The organism is Corynebacterium sp. HMSC074H12 (assembly GCF_001813755.1).
In the GTDB taxonomy this organism is placed as follows: domain Bacteria; phylum Actinomycetota; class Actinomycetes; order Mycobacteriales; family Mycobacteriaceae; genus Corynebacterium; species Corynebacterium hiratae.
The window spans coordinates 29,244-45,803 of the sequence record NZ_KV813940.1 but is presented as its reverse complement, the minus strand read 5'-3'; the positions used below and the strand labels follow the sequence as shown (position 1 = coordinate 45,803).

Below are 16,560 nucleotides of genomic sequence, written 5' to 3'. Positions count from 1 at the left end.
CCTACTACTCTAGAGGCGTGCGATTAGGTGTATTAGACGTCGGAAGTAATACCGTCCACCTCGTTGCGGTCGATGCCGCAACCGGTGGGCGGCCTTCGCCGATGAGCGATTGGAAGACCCCGCTGCGTCTGGTGGAACAGCTAGACAAGGACGGCAACATCCACGAGAAGGGCATGAAGAAGCTCATCTCCGCCGTGGGTGAGGCCGCTGAGCTGGGCCAGAAGCTGGGCTGTGATGAATTCATCGCCTTTGCTACCTCTGCCGTGCGCTCGGCCACGAACTCGGCCAAGGTCCTCGATGAAGTTGAGAAGCAAACCGGCGTCCGCCTAGAGATTTTGTCGGGTGAGGAGGAAGCGCGCTTGACCTTCCTTGCCGCCCGCCGTTGGTATGGCTGGTCCGCTGGCCGCATCACCAACCTCGATATCGGTGGCGGTTCGCTGGAGCTGTCCACTGGTACCGACGAGCATCCGGAAATGGCTTTCTCCCTGGACTTGGGAGCTGGCCGCCTGACCCATAACTGGTTCGATACTGATCCGCCGCAGAAATCCAAGGTGAATTTGCTGCGGGATTACATTGATGCGGAACTGGTCGGCGTGGCCGATAAGATGCGTGCGCTGGGCCCCGCGGGTTTGGCCGTGGGCACCTCGAAAACATTCCGCACGCTGGCCCGTTTGACCGGTGCTGCACCGTCTTCGGCGGGTCCCTACGTCAAGCGCACCCTCACGGCGCCGGGTTTGCGTCAGCTGATTTCCTTCATCTCCCGTATGACTGCAGCTGACAGGGCGGACCTTGAGGGTGTAAGTTCTACCCGATCGCATCAAATCGTCGCCGGTGCTTTAGTGGCGGAGGCGAGCATGCGTGCCCTGGGAATCGAAAAGCTGGAGATCTGCCCCTGGGCTCTCCGAGAAGGTGTCATTTTGCGCCGTACCGATAAGGGACTGGAATAGGAAAGAAACGTGGCTGACAAGAAACAGTTGACAGTTGCGGAGCTGCTGGCCCGTAACGCGAAGGACCGACCCGGCGAGGAGAAGAGCCCCCGCCGCCGTCGCCGGAGCCTCGATGAAGGCGGCATCTCAGTTGCGGAGCTGACCGGCAATCTCGAAAAGGTCAAGGCAACCCCGGCTGAGGCAAAGCACTCGAACGTCTCCATCGATGAAACGGCCCCGGTCATTCCCGCGCCGAAAAAGGAGCAGAAGGAACAGCCTAAGCAGGAGACTCCTCAGCAGGAGGAATCCAAGAAGAAGGCTGACAAGCCTCAGGCCGCCGCTGTCCCCGTAGAGAAGCCAGCTGAGTCGGAGACCAAGCGCTCCCAGCCCTCTGACGAGGACACGCGCGTTATCCAAAAGATCAAGGACGAGCCTAAGAAGAAGGCTGAGGCAAAGAAGACTGAGGCTAAGGCCGAGCCGAAGGTCGAAGAAAAGACCGACGATAAGGCCGAAACAAAGGTCGCAGACAAGCCCGCACCACAGGCTCTGGTAGCAACCGAGGATGACACCGTCACCACCGGTGAGCTCGAAGCAGTCGATCAGGACCTTGAAGAGTACGACGAGGACTACGACGACGAGGAGGAGGGCAAGCTCAACCCCTTTGCCGTCGTCCTGCTCGCCCTCGTGGGTATCGTGCTCGGTGCCATCGTGTTCAAGGGCTTTGAGATTCTCTGGGACCGCTTCGACCGCCTCGTCGTCGTCGTGCTCGGCGTCGTTGTCACCGGCGTCATCGTCGGAATCGTCCACGCACTGCGCACCAGCCGCGATGGTTTGTCGATGTTCCTCGCAGCCGTCGCTGGCCTCGTGCTTACCTTCGGCCCGCTGCTCGTTGTGATGTAATCACCTGTTCCACAAGACACTTTCTATAAGGCATCTGTCACAAGGCATCTGTTAAAAGGTATCTTTGCCCCTGCAAACGCCTTTTATCCCTTGCAAAGGGCGTTTTTAGAGCAGAAAACGCCTTCTGGCAGATGCCTTTTGCATGCGCGGGGTCAACCTGCGGGCAAAGCCTTGACCTGGTGGCCGCGTTCCAGCCTTTCTGGCACCCTGGGATGCATGACAAAAATTGCAGTACTTGGTGGAGGACAAATCGGCGAGGCCCTAGTTTCCGGGCTGGTGAATGCAGGCTACGAGGCCGCAGACATTGTGGTGACTAACCGCCGCTCCGAGCGCGGTGAGGAGCTGAAGAACGCTTACGGTGTGAGTGTTACCAGCGATAACGCCGCGGCGATCGACGGCGCCGACTACATCTTTGCGTGTGTGAAGCCCTATGCCATCGTCGAGCTTCTCGAGGGCCTCGACATCCCCAAGACAGCTGTGGTCGCCTCCATGGCGGCTGGTCTGACCCTCGACACCCTGGAGAAGGCCGCCGGTGAGGGCGTTCCCGTCGTCCGCGTCATGCCGAACACTCCCATGCTGGTGGGCAAGGGCATGTGCACCTGCGCGGGTGGTGCCCACGTCACGAAGGAGCAGCTCGACGGCGTGGTCAAGCTGCTGGAGGCCGTCGGTGAGGTCGCCGTCATCGAAGAAAAGCACATTGATGCCGCTACCGCCCTGGCGGGTTCTGCGCCTGCCTACTACTTCCTGGTCACCGAAGCGCTCATTGATGCCGGCGTCCAACTCGGCCTCACCCGCGACGTTGCCGAGAAGCTGGCCACCCGCACTGCACAGGGCGCGGGTGAAATGTTGGCTGAATCCGGTAAGGATCCGGTCGCTTTGCGCGCAGGGGTAACCTCCCCGGGGGGAACCACTGCCGCTGCCCTTCGCGAGCTCGAGGAGTCCGGACTTCGAGGCGCCTTTTTCCGCGCCGCTGAGGCATGTTCCCAGCGTGCGCAGGAACTTGCCTAGAGTTCTCCACCGCCCTGGGAGCGATGTGACACCTGTTGTCATTCGGGCTTGATGGGGAACAACGGTGCGAAAGAGGAAAAAATTAGCACTTGGGTCGCATTAGTCACAGGTTTCACGCTAAGCTGGCAGGAGCGCGTGCGTGATAGTCCTGTGGGAGGGGAAGCCTACAGCGCGTCACGTGCTGAAGGGTTAAATAAACTATGACGAATGAAGATAAGGGAACCTTCCTGACCATCGCCGAAGTTGCGGAGATCATGCGTGTCTCCAAGATGACGGTGTACAGGTTGGTTCATGCAGGTGACATGCCGGCAGTGCGCGTGGGACGCTCGTTCCGCGTTCACGAATCCGCCGTCAAGGAATACCTTGAGGCTTCCGTGTACGGAGCCTAGCGCGCACCTCTCTCTGACAGCGCCCACCACTGCGGACCCTCGCGGTCCACGGCGGTGGGCGCTGCCGTTAGTTTTGGTGCTGGGTAGGCCACTAGGTAAGATAGTGAACATTCGTTTCGGCACTGGTATGCCTGTGTCTCCCCGTTTCGCGGGGGCCGCCTCGAGTGCACCGTGGGTGGTTTTATTCCAGGCGTTGCCGGCCGGGTTACGTACGTACTGATACCGAAAGTGAGGAAACCTGCTATGGGTTCTGTCATCAAGAAGCGCCGCAAGCGCATGTCCAAGAAGAAGCACCGCAAGATGCTTCGCCGCACCCGCGTTCAGCGCCGTAAGCTGGGCAAGTAAAGCTTCGCCTGCAAACTCCCCGCATGGTCCTTTTGGGATCGTGGCGGGGAGTTTCTGTTATCTTTTCTCCTTCCCGTCATTTCAGATGACCGCGCCGTCGTTTCAAACGACGACACCGCTTAGAACGGAATATCTTCCTGCGGGGTGCTGGGGGTGCGGGGTTCCTCGGCAGCGTCGTGCGCGTTGTGAGCCTCTTGTGCTTCCTCGTAGGCGCGCTCGCGGGTGGCCGTGATCTTTTGGGCTACCGTCTGGGCCCAACGCTTCGTCTTCTTTGCCAGCGGGCCAGTCGGCTCCGTCATGGCCCACGTTCCGTCCTCGTAGAGCCACACGATGTCCCCAGTATGCGGATCCATGATGTAGTGCGCGCGCCCATCAGTCTTCATGTTGTGGTGGTGCTGGCACAGGCTGGCCAAGTTGCGCGGGTGCGTGGCGCCACCATCGGCGTAGTTAATGCGGTGGTCCATTTGGCACAGGTAGGCCGGCCGGTTGCATCCCGGAGCGCGGCAGGTGCCGTCCCGGCCCTCCACGTATTTGCGGATGAGCTCTGAACAAACGTAGCTGGCTGACTCCGGCGGCTGCGAGGAAAGGTCGCGCGTGCGTGTTGCGGGAATGTCCTGTGACGTCCAACCATGCCCTTGGACGAAGGTGGGAGCGTTGTCGATATCGCTGGCTTGATAGGTGTGCAGAATGACGGTCGCGGGCGGAGAGATACTGCCGGCGATGAGCTTCTTCAGGGCATCGGCCTGTGAAAGGCCGTTTTCCTTTGCTGCCTGCTTGATGTAGCCATCCAAAATCATGCCCGTGGCGCTATCGGTATTGAGCTCGAGGATGCCGCGCTCGCCAGTATCGGTAAAAGTATATGAGTCCTTCTTCGGGGAATCGCGGAAGGAAAAGGACTTGTTGATGCTCTTGCAGATATCGCGCACCTTGCGCCCAATCTGCGCCGGGGTAGGAAAGACCTGGTTCGGTGAGGTAGGGGTGAAGAAGGTGGCAAGGGCGTCGTCGATAAGCGCGAGTGTTTCCGCAGGCAGCGCGCCCAGTTTGGTCAAGGTGCGGTCGATGGTGATGAGCGCTTTCATATCGAGCAAGAACTGACTGTCTTGCAGGGCCTTGACCTGCGGTAGCTCCGTGAGGCGGTGCACGGCTAGACAGCATTCACTAACGGTGTAGTCCCCGACGCCAAGCTTGGCGACGAGCCTCTGGCACGCGACCCCGAAATCCTCATCGAGGTCTGGCATGGCGGCTACCCACGAGCGGTAGTCTGCACGGCGAGCGGCGCTGCGCTCCACGGCGAGGGCGCAGTCAGGGTTCATATGGGAAAAGTAGGCGGTTTGGGTGGCGGTATTCACGGTATCCCCCGAGATTGACGTGTCGATGATATGTTCTAAACGCACTATAAAATATGCCCCGGACATCTATCTCTACCTGGCATTATTGGGATATCTGGGAGGGGGTTATGGAGCCTGTATTTGTCGCTATACACCGAGTGGGGAGTGCCATCCTTCTCACCCCACAGGAGCTCATCGCGTACGTAAAATAGCGAACTATGTTGCCTCGACTCCTCACTCTTAACAGCCTGGTTATTTCGCAGACCAAGTCCTTCATGCAGGATGAATTCCTGATCGCCGATGACGAGGGCGTGCCCGTCGGGACGATTCTGCAGTCGACGAGCCTGAAGGACATGTTCTTCAACGCCTCCCGCAGCCTTCAAGTTGCCTTCACGGATGAGCAGGGAAACCCGCAACAGCCGCTCATGGTGATCAAGGATCCGCCCAACTTCGTGCAGGATACCTATGAGGTGTATCTGCCGGGCGTCGAGAAGCCCATGGCGATCGTGACCAAGCGGTTTGCCATGTTCAAGACGCGGCTGAGCCTAGAAATGGAGGGCTTTCCGGAGATCGAGATTGAAGGCGATGTCTGGGATTGGAATATCACGATTACCAGCCAGGGGCAGCCGCTGGCAGAGGTGCGCAACGAGTGGGGAGGCGTGGGCAGGTTCCTAGCCGGTAAGAATACCTACCGCCTCAGCATCGCGCCGGGGCTCGACCCGCAGCAGCATGCAGGGTTGATTGGTGCGGTCATGTGCATGGACATGCTGCGCACTAAGGCTCAAAACAGCAGTTAGCGGCGCACGAACCGCCAGCTGCCATAGGAGAAGAGCGCGGTGGCGAGTGCCGGGAGGCCGTAGGTGCGCACGGCCTTGCGTACCGAGCGGTAGTCGCGGATGAGCCAGCCTTTTTCTTCGGCGATATCGCGCAACTTGGAATCCGGGTTAATGGCCACGGGGGTCCCCACCATGGAGAGCATCGGGACATCGTTGGCGCTGTCGGAGTAGGCAGTGCAACGCTCAAGGTCGAGGTTCTCCAAGGTGGCCAGCGCTGCCACGGCGTGCTTTTTACCTGGGCCGTGGAGGATATCGCCGACGAGGCGGCCGGTGAAGCGACCATCTTTCACCTCCGCCACGGTGCCGAGCGCGCCCGTGAAACCGAAGCGCTGCGCCAGAATCTGCGCCAGCTGCACGGGGGTGGCGGTGACCAGCCACACCTGCTGGCCGGCGTCGAGGTGCATCTGCGCCAGCTGCTTCGTGCCCGGGTAGGCCTTCCGGGCCATCGATTGGTCCACGATGCTCTCGCACAAGGCCACCATCTCATCTACCGAGCGGCCCTTGACGAACTCGAGCGCCTGCACGCGCCCAGCAGCCACGTCGGCGGCATTCTCCGATCCGGAAATGCGGAACTTGAGCTGCTTCCAGGCAATGGGCAGAATTTCTGAGAGCTTGAAGTAGCGACGCCGCGCGAGGCCCAAGGCAAAGGACACGAGCGAGGACCCTTGGACCAAGGTGTTGTCCACATCAAAGAAGGCTGCAGCGCCGGCGTCTTGGGGGATGTCTGGGTCGGGCTCGGTTATGGAGCGCGACCCCGCCGATTCGAAGGAACCCTGGACGGAATCGATGCCAGAGGAGAAGGCATCCAGGTCGATGCCGAAGAGGTGCTCCACGGCGGCGGCTGCCGACGCCTCACCGGCCGTACGCTGGTGCTCTTCGCCGAGCGGGGCGAAAGCCTGTTGCTCCAGGAAATTGCGCAAGTTTCCCCTGCTAGCGGTCCAATTGGCAAGGAACTCGCGGGGAGAATCGGGCATACCAGGAGGGAGCGGGAGGGGCACGCGTTCAGCTTTCATAGGGTGGGCGGACTAACGTGTCCATAGTAAACCGCGAAACGTTCTACGTCCTACCGAGGAGAGCTTTATGTCCCACGTCGTCGAACTGATGGTGCGTACCACGTGCGGCTCCTGCGCGCGCGTTCTGGAGCAGATTACCCCGGTGGTCCGTCACGCTGGGGCAGAGCTTAAAGTGTGCAACGTCGATGAGGATGCGGAGCTGGCCATGGAATACGGCGATCGCGTTCCTGTTGTGGTTATTGATGGAGAGGAATTCTCCTGCTGGGAAGTGGACAATGAGGAGCTAGCGCAGGCGCTGGCGGACTAGCTTTCTGTGGGCACTTCCGTGAGTTTCGGAAACGAGATGACAACTAGTAGTCTTTTGGATGATCTATGTCATCCAAAGGGATGATGCAAAACTGGAGGGTTGTGCATGAGTGTGCTCGTCGTGGGCATGTCGCATCAGTCGGCGCCGGTGGCGCTGCTGGAAAAGCTGAGCATGGACGAGACCGTGCAGAATGACACTTGCCGGGCCATGGTGTCGGCGGGCTCGCTGAGCGAGGCGATGATTATCTCCACCTGCAACCGCCTCGAGGTATACACCGTCACCAACTCTTTCCACACCGGGGTCCAGGATGTCGTGCGCAACCTCGCTGACGTTTCCGGGGTGGAGGAGGAGAAGCTGCGCTCCTATCTCTATGTGCGCTATGCCGACGCCGTCGCTGAGCACCTCATGATGGTGGCCTCAGGCTTGGACTCGATGGTGGTAGGGGAGCAGCAGATCATCGGCCAGGTGCGCACCGCCTACCAGTTTGCTTCGGAGCAAGGAACCGTCGGCCCGCGCATCCATGCGCTGGCGCAGTCCGCGCTGCGCACCGGCAAGCGGGTGCATTCCGAAACCGAGATCGATGAGGCGGGCTCCTCCATGGTCTCCTTTGCTTTTGATCAGGCGCTGAGCCGCATGGGCAGGGAAGATCTCGCGGGCAAGCGCGTGCTCATCTTGGGCGCAGGCGCGATGGCCTCGCTCGCGGCAACGCACGCGGGGCGCCTGGGTGCGCAGCTAATTATCGCGAACCGCACCATTGCCCGTGCGGAGCGCGTGGCACAGCATGCCCATGAGGCGGGCGTGTACGCGGACGTTATCGACTTCTCGGTGCGCGCCCAGGCCCTGCGCGATGTGGACGTGGCAATTTCCGCCACGGGAGCCCAGGGCTTCACTATTACGGCGGCCGACGTCGAGCGCTATCACGTAGCCGACCGCGAGCTGATGCTCGTGGATCTCTCTCTGCCGCGCGATATTGATGACGCTGTGGCAGAGGTCGAGGGAGTCGATCTGGTCAACATCGAGAGGCTCAGCAACTCCCTGCAGGCAGCCGATACCGACCTGGCCGCCGGTACCAGCCCGCACGCGCAGGCGCGGCGCATCGTCAGCGAAGAGCTGGAAGCCTATGCCTCTGAGCAACGCGTCCGCGACGTCGTCCCGGCGGTCTCAGCTCTGCGCAAGCGGGCCGCGAACCTGGTCCAGTGCGAGGTAGCGCGGCTGGAGCAGAAGCACCCGGAGCTGGATGAGCGCCAGATGGGAGATATCAATCGCGCCCTCAAGCGCGTTGCGGATAAGCTGCTGCACGAGCCCACGGTCCGCGCGAAGCAGCTCGCGGCGAACTCTGGCACCGTGAGCCACGAGACCGCACTGCAGGAGCTTTTTGGACTCCACCTGGAGGGCAGCGGCGTCGCCGTGGACGTGGCGGAGCTGCCGGACGCCGCGCAGATGGAAGCCGCGGAAAGCACTAAGGAAGAAAAGGACGCATAGATGTTGAAGATCGGTACCCGAGGATCCCTCCTGGCCACGACTCAGTCGGGCCACGTGCAAGAGTGGCTGCAAGAGGAAGGCTATGAGGCTGAGCTGCACATCGTCACCACGCAGGGTGACGTCAATATGGCTCCCGTGGAGCGCATCGGCGTGGGCGTGTTTACCCAGGCCCTGCGTGAGGCCGTCGCCCGCGGCGAGTGCGAGATCGCAGTGCACTCTTTTAAGGACCTGCCCACGGCTGCCGATGACCGTTTCGACCTCGTGGTTCCGCAGCGCCAGGACGTCCGTGAGGCGCTCATTGCCCGCGATGGCCTGACCCTCAAGGAGCTGCCGGAGGGCGCACGTGTGGGGACCTCCGCGCCGCGGCGCATCAGTCAGCTGCGCGCTATGCGCCCGGACCTGGATATCCGTCCGCTGCGCGGCAACATCGATACCCGCATGGGCAAGGTCACCAGCGGCGAGCTCGACGCCGTCCTTCTGGCCTACGCCGGCCTCGTGCGCGCGGGTTACGCGAACCGCGCCACCGAGGTCTTCGATCCGGAGGTCTTCATGCCTGCGCCTGCGCAGGGCGCGCTGGCTATCGAGGCCGTCAAGGGAACCGAGGCAGCGAAGGCCATCGCCTTGCTTGCCGACGGCCCCGCCACCGCCGCCACCCGCGCCGAGCGCACCGTGCTTTCCCAACTGGAGGCCGGTTGCACCGCGCCGGTCGCTGCCACTTCCCACTGGGAAGGCGAGCAGCTGGTCGTTCGTGGCGGTGTCTTCGCCCTCGACGGCTCCCGCCAGCTCATCGCTCAGGCTCAAGGAGCAGCGGACGAGGCTGAAGAATTGGGGCGCGCGGTCTCCAAGGAGCTCTTCGCGCAGGGAGCTGCAGACGTACTGGCAGCGGAGTAATCGCACGTAGATTTTTGGTTTCGGGCCTTTTCCTTTAGTGTGTATCTAGCACACGATCATTGAGAGCAATGATTAAGGGCCCCTTAACTCGCGAGTGAGGGGCTTTCTTGTCTCCACTCCCGCGCCTGCCACGCTTCGGCGCTGGGGCACTCGGAATCTACAAACTAGAAAAGAACCTTATGAGCAATGCCGTGCCGGATACCCAGCCTGAGCTGGGTAAGTCTGATCTGGGCAAAGTCGTCTTCGTCGGTGCCGGCCCAGGTAATCCCGACCTGCTGACCGTCCGCGCCCGCGAGGTTCTGGAGACGACCGCCAACGTCGTCACCGACCCGGGGGTCTCGCAGGGCGTGCGTGACATGGTGGCGCAGCAGGTGCCGGTTCCGCAGGAGCTTCTCGACGCCGCCGAGGAAGAGTACGAGCGCATCTGCGCCGCTGCCAAGGAAGCGGGTGCGCGCCGCAAGCCGCCACGCCCGGCACCGCCGACGGCGGCGGTGTTTGAGGAGGTCGAGGGGGACGTCGTCAAGCAACTGCGTAACGCGCTCGAGCGCGCCGAGGGGCACGACGTGATCCGTCTGGTTACCGGTAACCCGCTCAACCGTGAGTCCATCAAGGCGGAGATCACCGCCGTGGCCGCCGCTGGCATGGAATTCCAGGTGGTCCCGGGCATGTCTCTGCCCTCGACGGTTCCGTCCTTCGCGGGCATTGCTCTTGGTGCGACCTATACCGAGGCCGATATCACGGAAGGCGCGGACTGGGACGCACTGGCCACCGCGACGCAGCCGCTGGTTTTGCAGGCCACGGCAGATGACCTGCCGGTTATTTCCGCCGAGCTGGTGGAGCGCGGGATGCCGGCGGAGACGGAAGCGTACGTCACCGTGCACGGCACCACGCGTCTGCAGCGCACCCACGAAACCACGCTGGGAACACTCGGCAAGCTCGATGCTGAGTTGCCGGGCGAGCTCGTGGTCACGCTGGGGCGCAGCTTTGATGACCGCTCGAAGTACTCCTGGTGGGAGAATCGTTCGCTCTATGGTTGGCGCGTGCTGGTGCCGCGCACGAAGGAGCAGGCCGCGGCGATGAGCGCTCGCCTGGCCGGCCACGGCGCCATTCCGCAGTCGGTGCCCACTATTTCCGTGGAGCCGCCGCGCAACCCGGCGCAGATGGATCGCGCCATCAAGGGCATTGTCGAGGGCCGCTACAAGTGGGTCGTGTTCACCTCCGTCAATGCGGTGAGCGCAGTGTGGAAGAAGATCGCGGAACTCGGCCTCGACGCTCGCGACTTTGCCGGCGTGCACCTAGCTGCGGTGGGGCAGAAGACCGCCGATGCTATTCGCGCCAAAGGCATGGTCCCGGAGCTGTTGCCGCCGGCGACGAAGCAGAACGCCGAGGGCCTCGTGGAGGTCTTCCCCAACTACGTTGAGGATATCGACGCCGTGGGGCGTGTACTGCTGCCGCGCGCCGATATCGCCGGCGAGGCGCTGGTGACTGGCCTGCTGGACTTGGGCTGGGAAGTCGATGATGTCGTAGCCTACCGCACGGTGCGTGCGGCCCCGCCGGCCGCGGAGATCCGCGACATGATCAAGACCGGCGGCTTCGACGCCGTGGCCTTTACCTCGCCGTCGACGGTGCGCAACCTCGTCGGCATTGCGGGCAAGCCGCATACCCGCACCATCATCGCCTGCATTGGCCCCTCCACCAAGGCGGCGGCCGAGGAGGTGGGCCTGCGCGTGGACGTGGTCCCGGAGGTCGCGGACGTGCCGATGCTTGTCGACGCCCTCGCTGACCACGTCGCGGCCCTGCGCGCTGCCGGCAACCTTCCTGCTCCGCGCAAGAAGCGCCGCTCGCGCAAGAAGACGGCGTAGACCGCTTCTGGGCGGGCAGGAGAGGGGCGACTAGAGTCGAGAAGGTAGTTCAATTTTCTCGTAGCTCAAAGGAGAGTTTTTACTCATGAGCATTGCTCGCCGCCCCCGCCGCCTACGTCAGAACCCGGCTTTTAGGGATTTGGTTGCGGAAACCTCGCTGCGCCCCTCCGACCTCATCCTCCCGATGTTCGTGGTCGACGGTCTGAACGAACCCCGTGATATCCCCTCCATGCCGGGCGTGCAGCAGCACAGCCTGGATTCCCTCAAGCGTGCCGCGCACGAGGCCCTCGATGCGGGCGTGACCTGCGTTGACCTCTTCGGCGTGCCGCGCGAAGAGGATAAGGACGCGACCGGCTCCGTGGCCTGGGACCCGCAGGGCATCCTCAACGTGGCGATTGCGGAGCTGCGTCAGGAATTCGGCGATGACCTCATCGTCATGGCGGATACCTGCCTCGACGAGTTCACCTCCCACGGCCACTGCGGCGTGGTCGATGACCAGGGCCGCGTGCTCAACGATGAAACCGTGGAGCTCTACCAGGATATGGCCCGCTCCCAGGCCCGTGCTGGCGCGCACATGGTCAGCCCTTCCGGCATGATGGATGGTCAGATTGCCGCGATCCGCGAGGCCCTCGATGAGGCCGGCCACGAGGATGTTGCCATCATGGCCTACTCGGCCAAGTACGCTTCGGCCTTCTTCGGCCCCTTCCGCGATGCCGTGGGCTCCTCCCTGGAGGGCGACCGCCGCACCTACCAGCAGGACCCGCGTAATTTCCGCGAGTCCATGCTGGAAGTGGACCTGGACATCGAGGAAGGCGCGGACATCGTCATGGTTAAGCCTGGCCTGCCGTACCTCGATGTGCTGGCCGGTGCTGTCGAGCGCTCCTCCGTGCCGGTAGCTGTATACCAGGTCTCCGGCGAGTACGCGATGATTCAGGCCGCTTCCCAGAACGGGTGGATCGATGGCGAGGCCGTTATGCTGGAGTCCTTGACCGCGTTCAAGCGCGCGGGCGCGGATCAGATCCTGACCTACTTCGCCACGGACGCCGCCCGCTTGCTCAAGTAAAAGGAGAATCGTGACGTTCAGCCCGAACACTACGCCGTCGGCACACAAGCCGGCGAAGCAGGATACGGAGCCGGATAAGGAGCAGGCCAAGCGCACCGAAGCCGTCTCCCTCATGCTCAAGGTGTGGACCGTTGCCTTGGTGCTCGAGGTGGTGCACCTGGTCTTGAGCATCGTGCTGACCCTGCTGAATAGGGAGGAGCTCTTTGCCCAGGCCCGCACTACGGCGGAGTCCGCAGCGGAGAAGTCCGGGCAGGACGTCAGCGATGCCCTCGTACAGCTCGTGGGCTATGGCTCGGTGGCGTTTAGCTCGCTGATTTCACTCGCCATCGTGGTGCTGTTGGGCATCATGCTGGGCTTTATCCACAAGAACTCCAAGGCAGCCGGTACTGGCCGGCGCCTGTGGTTCGCCTTCTCCCTCTACTTTGGCCTCCGCGTGCTCATCGTCTTCATCAGCAGCCCCGCCGGGGCGAGCGCGCCGGATTGGCTCTTCTTACTCGATGGTGCCGTGCAGATCCTCGTCGGCGTGGCGGCCGTGATGGGCTTGATGTTCTCCACCAAGGAAGAGGTGCTCGAGTACACCGGCGAGATGGAGCAGCTGCGCCAGATGCGCAAGGAGATGGAGGAGCAGCGCCGCCAGGAAAACCTGGAGGAGCGCGAGAAGAAGAACAAGGACAATAAAGAAAAGGACAGGGAGAAAGAAGACAACAAGGACGGCAAGCGATGAGCGAGCGCCCCGGTCCCGCGGACTATAACCGCCGCCCACGCCGCCCTAAGAAGCAGGGTGAGCAAGACTTTTCCACCTGGCCTTCGCAGCTGCGCATTGCCTACTGGGTCTGCGTGATTGCCGCAATTGTCATGCTCACCGCCGGAATGGTGGGGATCTTTGGTTCCTATACATCGGTGACGAACACCCAGCTCAGCCCGGAGCAGGTGGACTATATCCGCTTCAACACGCGTTTTGCGGCCATCTCCAACGTGGTGGGTGCCGTCATCATCGCGGCCTGCTCCGCGCAGCTGGCAAGCGGCTCAGTATGGGCGCGCCGCATCATCACCGCGGTGTCTGCCTACACCATGTTCGTCAGCATTGCGGCGCTGATCGCGGGCGTGGGCGGGCTGCTCTTGCTGCTTATCCCGATGGCGCTCATGGTGGCCATCTACTTCCTCTTTCACCCGGATTCAACGGCTTTCATCAAGGCCCGTCGCGCCCAAAACTCCTGATTGGCGCCTACTCCAACTTTTGATTCATAATGGACGGTATGTCTCGACTGTCTGATGCGCCGCTAATTGCTGCCGCTACTGGCCACACGCCCTCCCGCCCGCCCGTCTGGTTCATGCGCCAGGCGGGGCGCTCTTTGCCGGAGTACCGCAAGGTGCGCGAGGGAATCAGCATGCTGGATTCCTGTTTCATGCCGGAGCTCCTCGCGGAGATCACCCTGCAGCCGGTGCGCCGCCACGATGTCGACGGCGCCATCTTGTTCAGCGATATCGTCGTCCCGCTCAAAGCCGCGGGCGTTGGCGTGGAGATCGTCCCCGGCCGCGGCCCCGTCATGGATGCACCCGTGCGCACCACGGAGGACGTGGACAACCTGCCTATCCTCGACGTGGATGTGCCCGAGGTCCGCCAAGGCATTGAGATCATTCTGAGCGAGCTCACCGACAAGCAGGCCCTCATCGGCTTCGTCGGCGCACCCTTCACCTTGGCCAGCTACCTCATTGAGGGCGGCCCCTCGAAGAACCACGAGCGTACCAAGGCACTCATGCATTCCGATCCGGAGACCTGGCACCAGCTCATGGAGCGCCTGACCCCGACGATCATTTCTTTCTTGGAGCTCCAGCTGGATGCCGGCATCGACGCCATGCAGCTCTTCGATTCCTGGGCGGGTTACCTCAATGAGCGCGATTACCGCGAGTTCGTGCTGCCTTATTCGGAGCAGATCCTTAAGGTCGCAGAAGGCCGCGTGCCGCGCATTCACTTCGGCGTGGGGACTGGCGAGCTGCTCGGCGCGATGTCGGAGGCCGGTTCTGAGGTCATGGGCGTGGACTACCGCGTGAGCATGGATGCCGCCGCGGCCCGCGTCAACGCGGACATTCTCCAGGGCAACCTCGACCCAGCCCTGCTGTTCGCCGGCGAGGATGCGGTGCGCAAGGAAGTACGCGCCATCAAGGCAGAAATAGATGCCGCCCGCGCGGCAGGCAACCTGCGTGGACACATCTGGAACCTTGGCCACGGCGTGCTGCCGACCACGGAGGCGGAGGCCATTACCCGTGCCGTCGCCATCATCCACGAGGAGGGCTAAATGAAGATCGCGATCATCGGTGCGGGCCTCGCGGGCCTCACCGCGGCATGGGAAATCAAGCAGAACACTGAGGGCTCCCACGACATCTTCGTCTTTGAAGCAGCGGATCGCATCGGCGGCAAGCTGCACACCGTGGCCTTCAACGGCGGTCCGACGGACATGGGCGCGGAGGCCTTCATCCGCCGCCGCCAGGACGCCGTGGACTTCTTCACGGAGCTCGGCCTGCAGGATTCCTTTGTGGAGCCCAATCCGGAGTTGCGCCCGCGCGTGTACACCGGCGGCGAGCTGCACTTCCTGCCGCAGGGCGGGGTCATGGGTATTCCTTCCGAGCCGCAGGACTTCTTCTCCGAGGCGACCAACGAGCGCATCACCAACGAGCAGCCCTTCGAGTGGGAGATCGGCGGGGATGTCTCTGTGGGTCAGCTCGTTCGCCAGCAGTACGGCGATGACGTGGTGGACCACGTGGTCTCCGCGCTGCTCGGCGGTGTGTACTCCTGTACGGCCGACGACCTAGGCCTGCGCGCCACGGTTCCGCACCTGGCGGCCACGCTGGACACACTGGCGAAGGACGGCCCCGTCACGCTGTCGGCCGCAATCAAGCAGATCGAGTCCGGCCGCAGCCCGGCCGAAGGCTCCGTCTTTGGAACCTTCAAGGGCGGCTACGCCGAGCTTTACGAGGCCCTGGCTGACAAGTCCGGTGCGCAGATCCACCTGGACACCTTCGTCTCCGGCGTGACGCGCAAGGGCGATGCCTTCGAGGTCAAGGGCGCGCCGGGGGCTATCGGCCCCTTCGACCGCGTGCTCTTTGCCACCCCGGCACCGACCACCGCGCGCCTGCTCAAGGCCGTAGCCCCCGAGGCCGCCCAGGAGCTGTCCACCGTCCAGCTGGCTTCCTCTGTGGTTGTCGGCTTCAATTTCGCCTCCGCCACGGATCCGGAGGGCAACTCCCTTCCGGAGGCCACCGGCATCCTCGTCGCCTCCGATGAGCCTGACCTGCGCGCCAAGGCCTTCACTCTCTCCTCTAATAAGTGGCCGCACCTGAACGAGCGCGAGGGCTTCCTCGTGCGCGCCTCCTTCGGCCGCTTCGGCGATGACGCCCTCGTGCGCGCGGAGGAGGATGACCTGGTGGACTACGCCCTCGATGACCTGCAGAAGATCACAGGCTTCGACGGCCGCGCCGCCGGCGTGGAGGAGATCTACACGCAGCGCTGGTTCGGCGGCATCCCCCGCTATGACGAAAAGCATCTGGCCACCGTTGCCGCGGTCCGCGCCAAGCTTGCCGACGTCCCCGGTATCGCCACCGCCGGCGCCTGGGCTGATGGAGTCGGCGTGCCCGCCGTCATCGCGGGTGCCCGCGCTGCCGCGCAGGCGCTCGTCAACTAGCTAGTAGTGGTATCTGCACCCAGCAATCTCGATGGTCGCGCCCTTAATGCGATAGATCAGTCGGTGCTCTTCGGTAATTCGCCGAGACCAGAACCCGGCCAACTCGAACTTGAGTGGTTCGGGCTTTCCTATCCCTTCATTGCCGTTTCGTGCAATGTCTTTAATGAGGCTATTGATTCTCTTGAGGATCTTCTTGTTGTGAGCTTGCCACCAGAGGTAGTCCTCCCATGCTTCCTCTGTCCACGAAAGAATCATGAAGCTTAATCTTCCTCAACGAGCTCGTGCTCCGTTGCTTCCCCGGCGTTGAGACTCTCGATGGAGTCAAGCAGGCGCTGGGCATTGCGAGGGGAACGCAGAAGGTATGCGGTTTCGCGAAGAGAGTTGTAGTCATCTAAGGAAACGATGACTGCAGACTCATGACCATTGCGAGTGATGATGACTTCCTCACGGTCATCAACGACCGACTGTAGGACCTCGGCGTATCTTGCTCGCGATTCCGAGTAAGACATGGTTTTCATAAGCTATCTCCC

General features: G+C 62.5%; 19 protein-coding genes. 15 read left to right on the top strand and 4 right to left on the bottom strand.

Annotation, left to right across the window (positions count from 1 at the left end; genetic code table 11):
- The first annotated feature begins 17 nt into the window (after positions 1-17).
- From HMPREF2932_RS09975 to HMPREF2932_RS13250, 5 genes are all read left to right on the top strand, one after another.
- Entirely contained in the window at positions 18-947 is a 930-nt protein-coding gene (locus HMPREF2932_RS09975; protein WP_012714802.1) for a Ppx/GppA family phosphatase, read from the top strand.
- Between the two features lie 9 nt (positions 948-956).
- Positions 957-1,826 carry a hypothetical protein gene (locus HMPREF2932_RS09970; protein WP_070754834.1) on the top strand — a complete coding sequence of 290 codons (870 nt, stop codon included), beginning with the start codon at positions 957-959 and terminating at the stop codon, positions 1,824-1,826.
- 216 nt (positions 1,827-2,042) lie between these two features.
- Entirely contained in the window at positions 2,043-2,834 is a 792-nt protein-coding gene (gene proC / locus HMPREF2932_RS09965; protein ID WP_070701452.1) for a pyrroline-5-carboxylate reductase, read from the top strand.
- Positions 2,835-3,034: 200 nt separating this feature from the next.
- On the top strand, positions 3,035-3,223 hold the full coding sequence (locus HMPREF2932_RS09960; protein WP_010189818.1) for a helix-turn-helix domain-containing protein: 189 nt from the start codon (positions 3,035-3,037) through the stop codon (positions 3,221-3,223).
- A gap of 243 nt (positions 3,224-3,466) precedes the next feature.
- Positions 3,467-3,568, top strand: coding sequence for a 30S ribosomal protein bS22 (locus HMPREF2932_RS13250; RefSeq protein ID WP_003855542.1), 102 nt, complete (start codon positions 3,467-3,469; stop codon positions 3,566-3,568).
- Between the two features lie 119 nt (positions 3,569-3,687).
- Here the strand turns inward: HMPREF2932_RS13250 and HMPREF2932_RS09955 are convergent, their stop codons facing one another.
- Complete coding sequence (locus HMPREF2932_RS09955; protein WP_246818658.1) at positions 3,688-4,962, bottom strand: HNH endonuclease signature motif containing protein; 1,275 nt, start codon at positions 4,960-4,962, stop codon at positions 3,688-3,690.
- A gap of 152 nt (positions 4,963-5,114) precedes the next feature.
- Between HMPREF2932_RS09955 and HMPREF2932_RS09950 the strand changes: the two genes are divergently transcribed.
- Positions 5,115-5,693 carry an LURP-one-related/scramblase family protein gene (locus HMPREF2932_RS09950; RefSeq protein WP_070681434.1) on the top strand — a complete coding sequence of 193 codons (579 nt, stop codon included), beginning with the start codon at positions 5,115-5,117 and terminating at the stop codon, positions 5,691-5,693.
- Here HMPREF2932_RS09950 and HMPREF2932_RS09945 read toward each other — a convergent pair.
- On the bottom strand, positions 5,690-6,706 hold the full coding sequence (locus tag HMPREF2932_RS09945) for an HAD-IB family hydrolase (protein ID WP_070513459.1): 1,017 nt from the start codon (positions 6,704-6,706) through the stop codon (positions 5,690-5,692). The genes HMPREF2932_RS09950 and HMPREF2932_RS09945 overlap by 4 nt on opposite strands.
- Before the next feature lie 106 nt (positions 6,707-6,812).
- Between HMPREF2932_RS09945 and HMPREF2932_RS09940 the strand changes: the two genes are divergently transcribed.
- The 9 genes from HMPREF2932_RS09940 to HMPREF2932_RS09900 all read left to right on the top strand — a co-directional run bounded on the left by HMPREF2932_RS09940 (position 6,813) and on the right by HMPREF2932_RS09900 (position 16,030).
- On the top strand, positions 6,813-7,052 hold the full coding sequence (locus HMPREF2932_RS09940) for a glutaredoxin family protein (RefSeq protein WP_070513456.1): 240 nt from the start codon (positions 6,813-6,815) through the stop codon (positions 7,050-7,052).
- A gap of 105 nt (positions 7,053-7,157) precedes the next feature.
- Positions 7,158-8,534, top strand: a complete 1,377-nt coding sequence (locus HMPREF2932_RS09935; protein ID WP_071410083.1) for a glutamyl-tRNA reductase — start codon at positions 7,158-7,160, stop codon at positions 8,532-8,534.
- Entirely contained in the window at positions 8,535-9,425 is an 891-nt protein-coding gene (gene hemC, locus HMPREF2932_RS09930; protein WP_070754838.1) for a hydroxymethylbilane synthase, read from the top strand. It abuts the gene before it with no gap.
- 179 nt (positions 9,426-9,604) lie between these two features.
- Complete coding sequence (locus tag HMPREF2932_RS09925; RefSeq protein WP_070754840.1) at positions 9,605-11,287, top strand: bifunctional uroporphyrinogen-III C-methyltransferase/uroporphyrinogen-III synthase; 1,683 nt, start codon at positions 9,605-9,607, stop codon at positions 11,285-11,287.
- Positions 11,288-11,372: 85 nt separating this feature from the next.
- Positions 11,373-12,350 carry a porphobilinogen synthase gene (gene hemB / locus HMPREF2932_RS09920; RefSeq protein ID WP_049154862.1) on the top strand — a complete coding sequence of 326 codons (978 nt, stop codon included), beginning with the start codon at positions 11,373-11,375 and terminating at the stop codon, positions 12,348-12,350.
- Positions 12,351-12,360: 10 nt separating this feature from the next.
- Positions 12,361-13,074: a hypothetical protein gene (locus HMPREF2932_RS09915; RefSeq protein ID WP_046647805.1), complete on the top strand. Its 714-nt coding sequence runs from the start codon at positions 12,361-12,363 to the stop codon at positions 13,072-13,074.
- A complete protein-coding gene (locus HMPREF2932_RS09910) occupies positions 13,071-13,568 on the top strand; it encodes a hypothetical protein (protein ID WP_046647804.1) in 498 nt (165 codons plus the stop codon). Before HMPREF2932_RS09915 ends, HMPREF2932_RS09910 begins: the two co-directional genes overlap by 4 nt.
- A 38-nt stretch (positions 13,569-13,606) precedes the next feature.
- Positions 13,607-14,647, top strand: coding sequence for a uroporphyrinogen decarboxylase (gene hemE, locus HMPREF2932_RS09905; protein ID WP_049154861.1), 1,041 nt, complete (start codon positions 13,607-13,609; stop codon positions 14,645-14,647).
- Positions 14,648-16,030 carry a protoporphyrinogen oxidase gene (locus HMPREF2932_RS09900; RefSeq protein ID WP_070547306.1) on the top strand — a complete coding sequence of 461 codons (1,383 nt, stop codon included), beginning with the start codon at positions 14,648-14,650 and terminating at the stop codon, positions 16,028-16,030.
- Here the strand turns inward: HMPREF2932_RS09900 and HMPREF2932_RS09895 are convergent, their stop codons facing one another.
- Complete coding sequence (locus tag HMPREF2932_RS09895) at positions 16,031-16,285, bottom strand: Txe/YoeB family addiction module toxin (protein ID WP_046647801.1); 255 nt, start codon at positions 16,283-16,285, stop codon at positions 16,031-16,033.
- Positions 16,286-16,290: 5 nt separating this feature from the next.
- Positions 16,291-16,548, bottom strand: a complete 258-nt coding sequence (locus HMPREF2932_RS09890; protein WP_046647800.1) for a type II toxin-antitoxin system Phd/YefM family antitoxin — start codon at positions 16,546-16,548, stop codon at positions 16,291-16,293.
- Positions 16,549-16,560: the final 12 nt, after the last annotated feature.